The organism is Ferrimonas sediminum (assembly GCF_900100175.1).
Classification (GTDB): domain Bacteria; phylum Pseudomonadota; class Gammaproteobacteria; order Enterobacterales; family Shewanellaceae; genus Ferrimonas; species Ferrimonas sediminum.
In genome coordinates this window covers 19,085-32,787 of record NZ_FNEM01000002.1, presented here as the reverse complement: position 1 = coordinate 32,787, position 13,703 = coordinate 19,085, and the positions used below count along the sequence as shown (strand labels likewise).

The 13,703-nt window shown below is 56.4% G+C and carries 9 protein-coding genes; 5 read left to right on the top strand and 4 right to left on the bottom strand.

Annotated elements, in window-relative coordinates; translation table 11 throughout:
* Positions 1 to 89 precede the first annotated feature (89 nt).
* Positions 90 to 1,739 (top strand): methyl-accepting chemotaxis protein, encoded by a 1,650-nt coding sequence (locus BLT77_RS02440; protein ID WP_090361480.1) that lies wholly within the window; start codon positions 90 to 92, stop codon positions 1,737 to 1,739.
* A 54-nt stretch (positions 1,740 to 1,793) separates the two neighbouring features.
* Here the strand turns inward: BLT77_RS02440 and rihA are convergent, their stop codons facing one another.
* Positions 1,794 to 2,729, bottom strand: a complete 936-nt coding sequence (gene rihA, locus BLT77_RS02435) for a pyrimidine-specific ribonucleoside hydrolase RihA (protein ID WP_090361477.1) — start codon at positions 2,727 to 2,729, stop codon at positions 1,794 to 1,796.
* A 595-nt stretch (positions 2,730 to 3,324) separates the two neighbouring features.
* On the opposite strand from rihA, the gene BLT77_RS02430 reads away from it, so the two are divergent.
* A complete protein-coding gene (locus BLT77_RS02430) occupies positions 3,325 to 6,195 on the top strand; it encodes a hypothetical protein (RefSeq protein ID WP_143026542.1) in 2,871 nt (956 codons plus the stop codon).
* A 166-nt stretch (positions 6,196 to 6,361) separates the two neighbouring features.
* Here the strand turns inward: BLT77_RS02430 and BLT77_RS02425 are convergent, their stop codons facing one another.
* Positions 6,362 to 7,921, bottom strand: coding sequence for a SulP family inorganic anion transporter (locus tag BLT77_RS02425; RefSeq protein WP_090361466.1), 1,560 nt, complete (start codon positions 7,919 to 7,921; stop codon positions 6,362 to 6,364).
* A 374-nt stretch (positions 7,922 to 8,295) separates the two neighbouring features.
* Here BLT77_RS02425 and BLT77_RS02420 point away from each other — a divergent pair, with 374 nt between their 5' ends.
* The 3 genes from BLT77_RS02420 to rssA all read left to right on the top strand — a co-directional run bounded on the left by BLT77_RS02420 (position 8,296) and on the right by rssA (position 11,502).
* The gene (locus BLT77_RS02420) at positions 8,296 to 9,294 is read left to right on the top strand and encodes a helix-turn-helix domain-containing protein (RefSeq protein WP_090361461.1); all 999 of its coding nucleotides are present in this window, start codon (positions 8,296 to 8,298) and stop codon (positions 9,292 to 9,294) included.
* Positions 9,278 to 10,441, top strand: a complete 1,164-nt coding sequence (locus tag BLT77_RS02415) for a helix-turn-helix transcriptional regulator (RefSeq protein WP_090361457.1) — start codon at positions 9,278 to 9,280, stop codon at positions 10,439 to 10,441. The genes BLT77_RS02420 and BLT77_RS02415 overlap by 17 nt, the downstream gene beginning before the upstream one ends.
* Positions 10,442 to 10,569: 128 nt before the next feature.
* A complete protein-coding gene (rssA, locus tag BLT77_RS02410; RefSeq protein ID WP_090361455.1) occupies positions 10,570 to 11,502 on the top strand; it encodes a patatin-like phospholipase RssA in 933 nt (310 codons plus the stop codon).
* A 105-nt stretch (positions 11,503 to 11,607) separates the two neighbouring features.
* Here rssA and BLT77_RS02405 read toward each other — a convergent pair whose 3' ends face one another.
* Both BLT77_RS02405 and BLT77_RS02400 read right to left on the bottom strand, forming a co-directional pair.
* Positions 11,608 to 12,258, bottom strand: a complete 651-nt coding sequence (locus BLT77_RS02405) for an HAD family hydrolase (protein WP_090361452.1) — start codon at positions 12,256 to 12,258, stop codon at positions 11,608 to 11,610.
* A 415-nt stretch (positions 12,259 to 12,673) separates the two neighbouring features.
* Positions 12,674 to 13,654, bottom strand: coding sequence for a transposase (locus BLT77_RS02400; RefSeq protein ID WP_090361449.1), 981 nt, complete (start codon positions 13,652 to 13,654; stop codon positions 12,674 to 12,676).
* Positions 13,655 to 13,703 lie beyond the last annotated feature (49 nt).

Genomic DNA, 13,703 nt, shown 5'->3' with positions numbered 1-13,703 from the left:
TATAACTATATCGGTCTCACTGAGACCTAGGGTCAGGATGCATCTACTGCCCGGCAACCTTGTTGCCATTTTTAAAGAGAACTGCATCCATGATATTGACACGATTACTTCAACCACCTTCCATCCGGGCATTGCTGGCCGGGGTATTTCTTGGCCTGTTTTCCCTGTTTCTGGTCGTGGTTGGCACCATTTACCTGAGTTCCTCACGGGTCGGCGACGCCGTTGGCCAACTTGAGCAGGGCTTTTTGAACCAGTCCGATCTGAGCCAGATCAGTGTTGGGTTTGATGGTCTGCGGCGTGAAGAGCTGGGGTATATCTTGCGGCGGGAGATCGGGTCGCCGATGCCGGATACCGCCCTCAGCTATCTGGAGGATCTCAGGCAGGATCAACAGCGCGTATTGACCAAGGCCCTGGCTGAAAGCCGGGGACAGGAGCAGCAGTTGCTGCAGCAACTGCTGCGGGACATTGCCCAGTACAGCCTCATCCATGACCAGTTCCTGAAACTGGATGCTGCCGGTGACACTCAGGGGGCCGCCCGTTATCTGTCGTCCCGGCAAAGTTGGGAGGTGTACATGCAGGTGCAGCACACGCTGGAGGCGTTAAAGCAGCTGTCGGCGGAGCGGGTGGTTCAGGCGAAAAGCACGACGGTGACCGCTCTGAGTGAGTTGTCACGCTACAGCCTGATGGTGTCCGCCTGTTTCATTTCCCTGCTGCTGTTTTCAGCGTTCTTGTTGCTGCGCAGCATCGTGGTTCCGTTAAGTGCCATGGGGGAGTTTTTACGCCGGATTGCCGCTGGCGATCTGACCTCCAGCATCAGTGATGATGGCTTCCATGCCCGCGAGTTTGCGGCTCTGGCCTGTGATGGCCTGCAGATGCAGCGTCAGCTGAACAGCCTGGTGATCGAATTGAGCACCGCGGCGACTCAGCTGGCGACCGCCGTTGAGGAGGTCAGTGCCATCTCTCAGGATGCGGCGACTGGCATGGATCGTCAGCGGACCGATGTTGATATGGTGGCGACCGCCATGAACCAGATGCAATCCTCCATCGGCGAGATCTCAGACAACACCTCGGAGGCGGCAGAAACGGCCAACCAGGCGCGGATGTCGGCCAGTGAGGGAGAGCGGGTGGCTCAGTCGGGCCAGGCCAGTATTCAGGCGGCGTCGCAGCAGTTGACCGAGGCCAGTGACGTGATTCGTCAGCTGGTGGCGGACAGCTCCCGCATTGCGGTGGTGCTGTCGGTGATTCGGGAGATCGCCGATCAAACCAACCTGTTGGCGTTGAATGCCGCTATCGAGGCGGCCCGGGCTGGCGCGCAGGGGCGGGGGTTTGCGGTGGTGGCCGATGAGGTCCGTACCCTGGCCAGCCGCACCCAGGACTCCACCACCCAGATTCACGAGATTATCGACAGTACCCAGCAGCGGGCGCTCGATGCCGAGCGCGTGATGGAGCAGAGCCGCAACACCATGGCCACCAGTGTGCTGGAGACCAACCGGACCGGTGAGGTGATTGGTGCCATTAATGCGGCCATGGGCCAGATCGGGGATATGTCGGCGCACATCGCCAGTGCCACCGAGGAGCAGTCCAGTGTTACCGCGGAGCTGAATCGAAATATCGTTAATATTCATGACACCGCAGCGGAAGTGCTGACGGGAACGCAGCAGACAGCCAGTGCTTGTCAGGAGTTGGCCAAGCTGGCACACAGCCTGACCGAGCTGACCCTGCGGTTTCGAGTGAGTTAATGTGATGGCTGTGAAAGGCCGGTCCCTAGGGCCGGCCTTTTTGTTGCGGCCGGCTCAGTTGTAGAAACTCAGACGTTCTGCCAGCAGATCGACGAAGCCTTGTCGATTCAGCCCCATGGCCACCAGGGTATTGGCCGGCTTGCCAGTGAGATCATAGTAGTCCACGACCGTCATCCCCTGGGTATGTTCCCCCTGGGTTTCAACGCCGACCCAGCAGGCTTTGGTGTTAAACAGCTCAGGAGCGACCAGCCAGGCGATGGTGCAGGGGTCGTGCAAGGGGGCGCCGGTAAAGCCCCATTTGGGGTCGCGGTGATAGATCATAAAGAAGTCCAGTAGCTCTGCCACCACATTAGAGATGGGGTTGCCGATGGCACGAATCCGCTCAATGTCCTCATCCATTATCTGGGCTTCATGGGTGACATCCAGGCCACACATGGTGATGGGGATGCCGGACTTGAACACCATGTCGGCGGCTTCCGGATCCACGTAGATATTGAACTCCGCTGCCGGAGTCCAGTTACCCATGCTTGCGGCGCCGCCCATCAGCACAATACGTTCGATCTTGCTGTGCAGATCCGGGTGGTTGGCCAGCAGCAGGGCGATGTTAGTCAGAGGGCCGGTGGGTACCAGGGTAACGGCAACCGGGCTGGCTCGAAGCTTGTCGGCCATCAGCTCTACGGCGTTGATGGGCTGGGGGGCAAAGCCGGGATCCGGCAGTTTGGGGCCATCGAGGCCGGATTCACCATGGACGTTGTCGGCGATGATCAGCTCCCGGGCCAGGGGTTTAATGGCACCGCCGGCGACCGGGATGTCACTGCGTTGCAGCAGTGTCAGTACCCTCAGGGCGTTGTTCAGGGTTTTGTCCGGGGTTTGGTTGCCGGCACTGGTGGTGACCGCCAGTGGCTCCAGCTCCGGGCAGGCCAGTGCCAGTATCAGGGCGATGGCGTCATCATGGCCGGGATCACAGTCAAGAATAATTGGGGTACGCATTGAGACTCCATATTGATGTTGCGCAGGCGGATAACGCTAACAGGATTTACGCCGGGGAAAGGTGATTGGGGTAGCGAATTTGGGGGCCGGGGAACGTAAAATAACAAAAGCCACAGTAAGCGAGAATAAATGAGTCAAAGCTTACATTGCCATTACCTAATTTAAATGTTTGTGAAGCAATTGGTATAAATAATCAATTTTATCCGCGTGGTCATGCAATTTAAACGGGGGCCTCTAATGCGACTTCGCTTATTGTTTCGTTGGTTATATCCATTTTCTCATATGTTTTCATGATTGTTTCAATGAATTGATCAGTTGTTAATCTTTGAGTAACTAATTGATTTTAAATTAATAAAATAATTTTTAATATGATTTTTAATAATCCAATCATGAAGATGATTGGCCTGAAAAAACTGGCTGGACGTTAATTGTTTAAAGTAAGCAGTTTTTGATTGGTGAATCCAACTTTTACACTTAAGATTCTTCGGTTTTTAAAAATCTAGGATTTTAACCTGTGAAGCCAATATTCATTTTGTTGCTTTCTCTATTCCTGTGCGCCTGCGGTGGCGGCGGTGGAGAATCGACCTCTACGGAGGTGAGAGAGAAATTACCTCACCCTGGCCTGCAACTTGCCAGTATCTCTCATGCCTATGAGAAAGATCTGTCATTGCCCCTGCCTGTTGAAGGGGCAGTGGGCAGCGTTACCATAGGGTTTGCTGACGGGGAGCCGTTGGATGTCGTGGCCCTGACGGGAACCGGCCAGTTGCAAATTGAAAATGCAGGGCACACCAGGTTGATGGTGACCGATAGCGGCAATGATCACTATCTGGGTACCCAGGCTTACATTGATGTCAGCATCGACAAGGCCGCACGTGCACCGCTGTTGGTCAATGACCTTGCCCTTGATTACCAGGCCCTTGCCGAACACCAGTTGAGTGTCGAGGGGGGCAAAGGCAGCCTCAGCTATCGCCTGGCCGGTTCCGATTCCGTGGTTGAGTTGGACCCGAGCGGTCTGCTCACTGTCATCGGGGTGGGCGATGCGCAAGTTGAAGTGCATGATGACGGTGGTCGCAACTACCAGCCGGCAACGGCCACGGCTGAGATTCGGGTTCGTGCCGGTGACGGGGCGGTGGCCCGGTTTGTGGATCTGTCTCCCAAGCCGTTTGTCAGTGGTGGCAAGCTGCACCCCAGTTTTACCGGTCCGCTGCAGCCGAACTCTCGCTTCGCCATTGCTTCTGGCGCCGATACCGAGGTAGTTCGGGTAAATGGCAGCAGTGGAGATATGGACATTTTGCATGCGGGGCAGACACAGGTTGAGGTGACCCAATATGCCACCGATGGCACGTCGCCGGTGTCGGTGCAGCGGTTTTCGGTGACCGTGGAGCCTGTGGCCAACGGCGAGCTCGCGGCACCGGCTCTGACACTGGAGTATGGCTTCGATGAAGAGTTCACCCTGCCCGTCCACGGCGTCAAAGGGGCATTGACGTTTGCCCTCAATAGCGACGCCGATGGTGCCATTATTCGGGTGGTTGATGATACCAAGGGGATCTTTGGCTTTGAATCGGTAGGCACGGCCCGGGTGCTGGTCAGTGATTCGGGCAATCGTGACTACCTGCCAGCACAGATCATCGTGACCGTTGAGGTTGAAAAACGTCCAAGCGATGGCCTGACGACAGAGCCGGTAACGCGAACCTATGTCGAGGATCTGGAGTTTAGCATTCCAGTGATCGGCGCCACTGGCCAGCTCAGTTACGGAGTCGTGGACGGGCAGGATCAGGATGTGGTGACGGTGTCTGCCGACGGTCTGGTTCGGGTGTTAAGGCCGGGCTCAACGACACTTTGGATCAACGATGACGGAGATGGCGTCTACCAGTCTCAACGTGTGACCCTTGAGGTGACCATCGATAAGATGGTGAATGAAGCCCTGGTGGCGGATGACCTGTTGTTGGAGTTTGATGCCAACGCACCGGTGATCCCGGTCGTAAGAGGCCACCACGGCCAACTCAGCTTTGTGGTCGAGGGGGATGATGTACTTCGTCAAAATGGCGACGGCAGCATTGGAATGGTGGCGGCCGGCCGTGGCTGGGTCACGGTCACCGACAGTGGCGATGAGTTTTACCTGAGCGGCAGCAGCCGGTTTTATGTGGACGTCAGTTTTGCCGATGGCACGCTAAAAGTCGGCAATGTGTCGGCCAGTTACGTCGAAGGAAAACAGCTGGCGATTCCAGTTTCCGGTGTGCTGGGTCAACTGAGTTACCGCTATGACAACGCTCAGCCAGAAGATGTGGTCGAGATTGACGAGGGGAATCGCCGTCTGATCATCCGCAATGCCGGCACCACTCTCATCGGCATCACCGATAGCGGCGATGCGGGGCACGGTGCCCGGGGAGCGATGATGCGGGTGACCATTGATAAGGCCCCGAAAAATACCGCTTTGTCTCTGAGCCAGACTCTGTTTGCCGCGGTGTTTGATGAGGGGGATGCCCTTGAGGGGCCGTCGGTGTCGGGCCGCTCTACAGAAAGCCAGCTGCAGTTTTTGCCTTTGGATGCGAATCAGCAAGTGGTCACCCTGGATTACGACAGCGGCGACATGGTCATCAACAATGCCGGTCAGGCTGATTTTGTGGTCACCGAAACCAGCCGCAACTTCGAAGATACTGCTTTGTCGTATTCGCTTAGGGTGGATAAGGCACCCTATCCGGGGCTGCCGGATGCCGATGCGGTGTTTGCTCCCGCTTTTGTGCCCGGCATGCGTGTTGAGCCCATTGCGGTGACAAGCCCAAAGGGCAAGCTCAGTTACCGACTTGCGGGTACTCCGTCGACGGATTATCAGTTGTTGGCCGATGGTACCCTGCTGGTGCACCGTTTTCCTCAGACCCCCCCGGTTACCATTGCAGTGATCGATGACGGTGGTCGTAACTATGAGCCTGCCTCCTGGGTGGTGCCGGTGTACTTTGATGATTATCAGCCCGGACAGGGGGAGCTGGGGCAGTTGACCTTCAACGGCACACCGCTGCGGATTGACTCGCCGGTTGAGGTCGCCAGTGGTGAGTCCAGCCATTACTCGGTGTTTCAGCTGAGTCGCCACGGAGCCACCGCCGGGGATAACGACGACCTGGAGGGAGGCTATACCCTTCAAGTGGTCGGTGCCTGTTTGAAAGACAACCCGTCGGCCTGTCTGAATCTGACCCTGAGATTGCAAAATACAGCCCAATGCGGCGATGGCAGTCAGTTGGCACGGCCTTTGGCCTATTCCCAGTTGTCGGGGTGTACGCCACAGGTTTCGGTGACGTTCAATGACGCCGATCCTTTCAACGCCAGCTTGCCTTCGGGTCACTTTGTTTCCAGGCAGCCGGTGATGTTGGTGCACTATGCCCACCCTTATCAACCGGGAGGCGTGATCGAGGCCGAGGATCTTCAGGCCCGGGCCTGGTGGTTGCTGGATGTGGACATCATCATACCCTAGCAGAGACAACGCCCCCGGTTGGGGGCGTTGTTGTATTCGGCGTGAGGTAACGTGCGGTTGCATCTTTGGTGTTGCAGAGTGGCCGCTGCGGCGCCGGCGTTATCACCTGTGCCACAAACAACAACGCCGTGGCGAAACCACGGCGTTATCTGGCAAAGGCGGAGGCTTAGCCGCCCAGTTCGTCGACCGCCACCTTGTAGGTGGGATCTTCGATGACGTTCACCTCTACCAGGTTACCGGCTTTCTGCAGCAACTGGCGACATTCGTCGGACAGGTGGCGAAGGTGCAGGTGTTTGCCCTGTTTCAGGTAACGCTCTGCCAGGGTATCAATGGCCTCCAGCGCCGAGTGGTCACACACTCGGGAGTCGCCGAAGTCGACAATCACTTCCTGAGGGTCATTGTTGGCGTCGAACTGCTCCAGGAAGCTGGAGGTCGAGGCGAAGAACAGTGGACCGTTGATCCGATAGACCTTGCGGCCGAACTTGTCTTCTTTGCTGCTGATGACCATGTGGGTAGCGTGCTCCCAGGCAAAGCGCAGCGCCGAGACGATCACGCCCACCAGAACCGCAATGGCCAGGTCGGTGGCTACGGTTACCGCCGACACCAGTACAATGACAAATGCATCGGACTTAGGCACTTTTCGCATGATGCGGAAGCTGGACCACTCAAAGGTACCCAGTACCACGATAAACATCACACCCACCAGAGCGGCCAGGGGCACCATCTCGATGAGGCTGCTGGCAAACAGGATAAACGCCAGCAGCGCCAGGGCGGCGGTGACGCCGGACAGGCGAGAACGACCGCCGGAGTTGATGTTGATCATGCTCTGGCCAATCATGGCACAGCCACCCATACCACCGAAGAAACCGGTAACGATGTTGGCCACACCCTGGCCGACACATTCGCGGTTGCCCTGACCTCGGGTCTGGGTCAGTTCATCCACCAGAGTCAGGGTCAGCAGCGACTCAATCAGGCCGATGGCCGCCAGAATGAAGGCGTAGGGCAGAATGATGTACAGGGTTTCCAGGGTGAACGGCACCATGGGAATGGCAAACTCCGGCAGTGTGCCGGACAGGCTGGCATTGGCATCGCCAGTCATGTTGCGCAAAAAGTCCACAACGGTGCCGGTTTCAATACCGGCAAAGTGCACCAGCGCGGTTACCGTGGCGATGGCCGCCAGAGAGGAGGGCACGGCGGTGGTCAATTTTGGCAGGAAGCGAATGATGGCCATGGTAAGGGCAATCAGGCCGAGCATGATGTACAGCTGCTCTCCCTCCATCCACACCATTTCGCCAGCGGCATTGGCCACCTTAAACTGGCCCAGCTGAGCCATAAAGATCACGATGGCCAGGCCATTCACAAAACCGAGCATAACAGGGTGAGGCACCAGGCGAATGAACTTACCCAGCTTAAAAGCGCCGGCGGCAATCTGAATCAGTCCCATCAACACCACCGTGGCAAACAGATACTGAACGCCGTGCTCGGCCACCAGACTGACCATGACGACGGCCAGGGCGCCGGTAGCGCCGGAGATCATGCCCGGGCGTCCGCCGATGAGGGCGGTGATCAGACCGACCATAAAGGCGGCGTAGAGGCCGACTTTGGGTTCGACTCCGGCGACGAATGCAAAGGCAACGGCCTCTGGCACCAGCGCGAGGGCAACGGTTAATCCCGACAGAATATCGGCCCGGGCCGACGCGTCTGGATTACTTCTAAGCTCAAACATTGCTTATTTCACCACTGTATGTTGGTTGATGGGACACTAAAAAGCCGCGCAGTCTGACATTATTGGTGAGGATAGTCAAAAATAATTACATTTTCGTTGCTTTTGGAAAGGTATGGAATATGAAGCTTTATATGTCAAAGTTTGCTTCAGAATATTCGCCATTTTTTCCGCCGATAATTAGTTTGGGTGTGTGATTATCCCTATGAAAAATATGGGGATTATTGATTATTGGTGGATATATCTATTTTGTCATTGAATCTAAGGGACAACCTTGCCTTTATTGTCGAAATAATCCTGCTGCCACTTTTTTAACAGCAACGGTTGATTTTTCAGTTGTTTGCGAAGATGTTAAAGGGAATCAAGGAGGCATCATTGTGGTGATTGAATCTGTCAATCCACTGATACAGCGGCTGTACGTTGCGGGCACCGAGGAACAGCCCTGGCTGACCTGGGTCAGCCAGTTGCAGGTCATATTGCAATCCGACGCCGTGCAATTGGCTGTGGTGGGGACGGGGGATGGCCGTGAGGTAGTGAGCCATTGTGCGCTCGATGATGCCAGCGCCCAGGAGAACCTGAACGCCTTTAAGGTCGCGCTGACTTTGGAGCGCAACCATGACCGTGTGGAGCAGCGATTTGGTTGGTTTGCCCGCCAGGACACCCACTACGGCTTGTGGCTGTGTCTGGGTAACGGCCGTCAGTCGGCGTTGTGGCAACATCCGGCCATGGTTCTGCTCAGACCCCATCTGGTGCAATGGGGCAGTGTGTTGCACACCAGTGTCAAACCGGAACCGTTTTTGCTGTCGGCGGACCATACTGCGGCGCTGTTGTGTGACAATCGTGGTCGGTTGCTGGCCAGCAATCCCTTAGGAACCGAAATACTGCAACGTCAGCCTGATCCGTATGTGGCGGTGCTGCCGTCGCCATTGATGACGGCCCTGACCAGTGTAATGGAAAGCCATCAATCCTGCTGGGTACCGAGAATGCTATGGGGACGCAGTTATCAGGTGCTGGTCAGGCCATTCTTTGATCCGCCGGGATCGCACCTGATGCTGATTCGCATGCAGGGGCAAAGCCGGACCTTTTCGAAGGATTATTTTCAGAAACTGTACGACCTGTCGAAAAAAGAGTCCGCAGTGGCGGTGTTGCTGGCCAACGGCTTGCTGGCACAGCAGATCGCCGAGAGCCTCTATATCGGCGAAAGCACGGTTCGCAGTCACATCAGAAAAATCCTTCAAAAAACCGGCAGTCGCAGCCTTAACCATCTGATGGTGAAGATGCACTGTGGCCTCAACGGCTTGGAGTGGAGTGGCTTGTACCCGCCGCCGAGGCCGCCTGAAGGCGCCGGGGAGGAGAGCGATGCCAAGATTGTCTGAGTACCAGGTCAATGAGCTGATCATCAATCTCTATCAGGGCGTTGTGCATGGGGGTCACTGGCAGTACTGGCTGGAGACTTTTTTGCAGGATGCCGGTTCCGACGCCGGCTGGGTAACGCTGGTGGATAAGCAGACCCTGGCCGCAGACAGCCTGGCCGATGTCGGCTTCGAGGGCATTGCCGATTACAACCGCTACTATCACGATAAAGACATGGTGGCCGAAGCATTAATGGTTAACCGGGAGCTGAAAGAGGGGCGGTTCTACGCCATTCAGGAGGTGGTGGATTTCGAAGACTACCTGAGCTCGGAGATCTACAACGACTTCAATGCCGACCACGGTATTTTGCACCTGTGCGGCGGCTATGCCAGCTTGCCGGGGAGCGATAAGGTATTCCGGCTGTCGTTTTTCCGCGGCGCCGATAAGGCGCCGTTTAATACTGACTTTGTCCGTCGCCTGGACTTGCTGATGCCCCATCTGACTCAGACGCTGCAGCTGGATGAGCTGAGTCGTTATCATCTGCAGTGCCGCACGGGGCCGTTTCGTCACCTCGATGAGATGAAGGTCGGCGCCGTGGTGTGTGATGCCTCCGGTCGGGTACGCTCCTTTAACGCCGAGGCCGAAACCTTGCTGCTGGAGAATGGCATCGGTAAGATCTGCGGCGGTCGCCTGGAGCTCAGTGACCATCAACAACAGCAGGCACTGCAACAGGCCTTGTATCGAGCCTGCAACATCGTCGATGAGCACAGTGTACCGCAGCTGTCACCGTTGATGCTGGGCAGTCGCAGTTCACCGTTGGAAGCCCTGGTGCGGCCCTGGTGCGTCAGCAGCCACAGCTTCGAGGATGCCAGCCTGAATGCAGTGGTGTTGCTGAGAAGCCATCACCAGACTGATCACCTGAGCCTTAGCCTGATGCAACGACAGATGGGGCTGTCGGCCCGGGAGCTGGATGTGGCGCAATACGTCGCCAGGGGGCTGGATGCCCGCTCCATTGCCCATGAGTGCTTTGTGGCAGAAACCACGGTGCGGACTCACATTCAATCCCTATTGAGGAAATTCAATGTGCATAGTCAGCAGCAGTTGATTGCGCGCCTGCACGATCCCTTGTTGGCTCTGGCTGGCCACCCGAACCTCCCCCCCTCCCGATAAGGCTCCGTCACTGCGGGCGCAGCTTGTTCCTTCCCAACCCTGACTGTATTCTTTGTATATCAGGCAGTAATGCGGTTCTATTCGGCTTTCAGCTGTAATCGGGACGTCGACCGAAATCTGGAGATCCTATGGCGGATGTGAAAATTGGGGTGGCATTGGGCAGTGGTGCAGCCAAGGGCTGGGCACATATTGGCGTGCTGAGAGGACTGAACCGCATCGGCATCATTCCCACTCATGTGGCCGGCTGCTCCATCGGTGCGTTTGTCGGTGCGGCTTATGCGGCGGGCAAACTGGATGAGCTGGAGCAGTGGGTACGGGGCTTTTCCAGTTGGGATGTGGTGGGGTTACTGGATCTGTCCTGGCGCCGGGGTGGCCTGGTTTCCGGGGAGAAGATCTTCAAGGCAGCCAGTGATGCCCTTGGGATCATCGATATCGATCAACTGAATAAACCCTATGTGGCGGTGGCCACGGATCTCTACACCGGGCAGGAGGTGTGGCTGGACAGCGGTTCCCTGTCTGACATTGTGCGTGCCAGCTGTTCCATCCCCGGTTTGATGGAGCCCAAGCAGATTGGTGAACGCTGGTTGGTGGATGGGGCCGTGGTCAATCCGGTGCCGGTATCGGCCTGTCGTGCCATGGGGGCGGATCTGGTCATTGCCGTCGACCTGCACGGCGATGTCCGCCAGGCGGTGGCCGAACCGGTGCGCCTGACTAACGTCAGCAGCCAGGTACAGCCACAAACGGAGGCATCGGCCACTGGGTTTATGGATCTGCTGGCCAGTGGTAAGGAATTGGTGAATGAGTTTGCTGATCGCTTCTCCAATGCCGCAACCGCTCAGCCGAATATGCTGGCGGTGATGCACCAGTCGATGGAGATCCTCGAGCAGCGGCATAAGCGGGCTCGGTTGATGGGGGATCCGCCAGAGGCGTTAGTGATGCCCAGGGTGGGCGACATCAACACCATGGAGTTTCAGCGGGCGGGCGAGGCGATTGCGGCCGGTGAGGAAGCGGTGCTGCGGATACAGCACCAGATCGAAGCCGAAGTGCAGCGTTTCTCCTGATGCATGATGGCGTCAGAGCAAATCGTTCGGGTGTGCCTCTGGGGCGGTGCGCGGCCGGCGCCATCGAAGCGCTGGCCGCCAAGACCCAAAAGGGGAAGGCCTCTGCTACTGGCGCTGTTTCAGGTCGTCGAGCACCTGAACCATTGAGGGCAGGACGGTATGGCCGAACGCCAGCACCTCATCACTGGGGTTCACAAGATCCGGGATCTGATAGGTAATCATCTCGGCAGCCACGGCGGAGTGGACGCCGTTGTTGGAGTCTTCAAAGGCCAGACACTTCGCCGGAGCGACGTTGAGTCGGGTTGCGGCCAACAGGTAAATCTCCGGATTGGGTTTGCCCTGGCTGACCTCACACCCGGTTGCCAGGACGTCAAAATAGCGATCCAGTCCAGCCAGTGTCAGTTTTTTCCTGGCGACCTCTTTGGCCGTTGAGGTGGCTACCGCCGTGGCGATGCCCTTGGATTTCAACCACTCCAGTAGTTCAACCACACCGGGTTTTATCGGAATAGCCTGATGTTCCACCACGGCGTGGTAGCGGCAGCGCCACTCTTCATGCAACCGGTCGAGATCCTTGCCGTACGCCTGTCGAAAGATGCGTTCAATGCCGGCGGCGTTGCGGCCAATGATAGAGAGATAGACCTCTTCGTAGAACGGCAGTTGTTGTGTTTCACAAGCCTGCTGAAAGATGCGCATGCACAGGCGCTCGGTGTCCAACAGGAGGCCATCCATGTCGAAAATGGCAGCTTGATAAGTCATTAGGCGTACAGCATGAGTGAGCGAAAGGGCCGCATTATGCCACAGTCCCGCACCTCTTGCCTCTCTATGTAGACACCCATCGTAAAAGGCTCTATGTAGACACCCATCGTAAATGTTTCTCTCCTACATTTTTTCGCTAGGCTCTATGTAGACACCCATCGTAAATAGGCTCTACAGGCTCTATGTAGAGGCTCTATGTAGACACCCATAGGCTCTATGTAGACACCCTTCGTAAATGTTTCTCTCCTACATTTTTTTGCTGGACTCAGTAATGGGCCGTGAATCGCCCAGGTTTGCCATGTTATTGATTGCCGCCAGAGACTTTTCGATGTTTAGCAAGAAAAGGGGGCCTGAATCAGGCACCACTTAGTCCCGGGGAGAGTCCGGCGTGGTGTATGGTTGGTCTGAGTTGTGATTAAGCACCGAATAAGCGTTTAGCGCTGCCCGAACCTCGAATCCGATGCATGCCATCGGTTTGTCGGCAGTGTTGCAGGCTGTGAAGTCGACCGGCTAGGTGACAAAACTGGTACTCAAAGCCTTCAGAGAGCTCCATCCAACTCTCCAGGTCGATGTCGAGGCGTTGCAGAAGATGGCCACAGGATGCTGGGATGGTTCCGATTTTATCATCTCTGATGACTCGGCCGGTAAATTCCACCAACTCCAGGTAATCATTGAGGTGACACGGCAATGCGTGTAAACCTAACTCACTACTATCAAAAGGTTTTAGGGCCTCAGGTTGTTTGCCTTGAAGAGCTGCACGGATGCGCATCTGAATGCTGGTAAAGTCCGACTGCTCTGGTGTACTGGCAGTGCCGGAGCGAATGGGGTTAAGGTCTACGTAGGCCATACAGGCCAGCAGGGCTTGCTCATCCAGTAATGCCTGGGATTTGAAGCGTCCTTCCCAGAACCGGCCGGTACACTCGTCCTCCTTGTTGGCTTCTCGGGCGATATGCTCGTTGAGAGAGCGCATAAACCAGCTTAAGTCTGCCAGGCGGGTTCGGTAGAGCTCGGCTTTCCGTTCCACCAGATGCAACTCGACGCTAGCAAGGTTGTCTCGTTGCTCATCATCACAATATCGGCGGGTAACTTCGGTACCGGCAAACAACCGATGCCAGCGGGTGAGCACCTCCAGCGTGCTCCAGGCCGCAGCCTGCTGCGTATTCACATGCAGCACCACATGGGTATGGTTACTCATCACGGCAAAGGCACAGATTTCAATGGCAAAAGCGCCACTGAGCGCCAGCAATCGCTTTTCGACCCAGCCGCGACGGTGCTCGTAATTGATGCCGGTGTATGCGTCGACGCCACAAAGAAAACTGCGGCGTACACAACGGCTGATGCAATGGTAGAAAGGGGTGTCTTGCAGCGACACCAGTTGGTTTCTGGCTGTGGGCATAGTCTCATCCTTGAAACTAACAAAGTGCACAGTGTAGCCGATGTCTGGT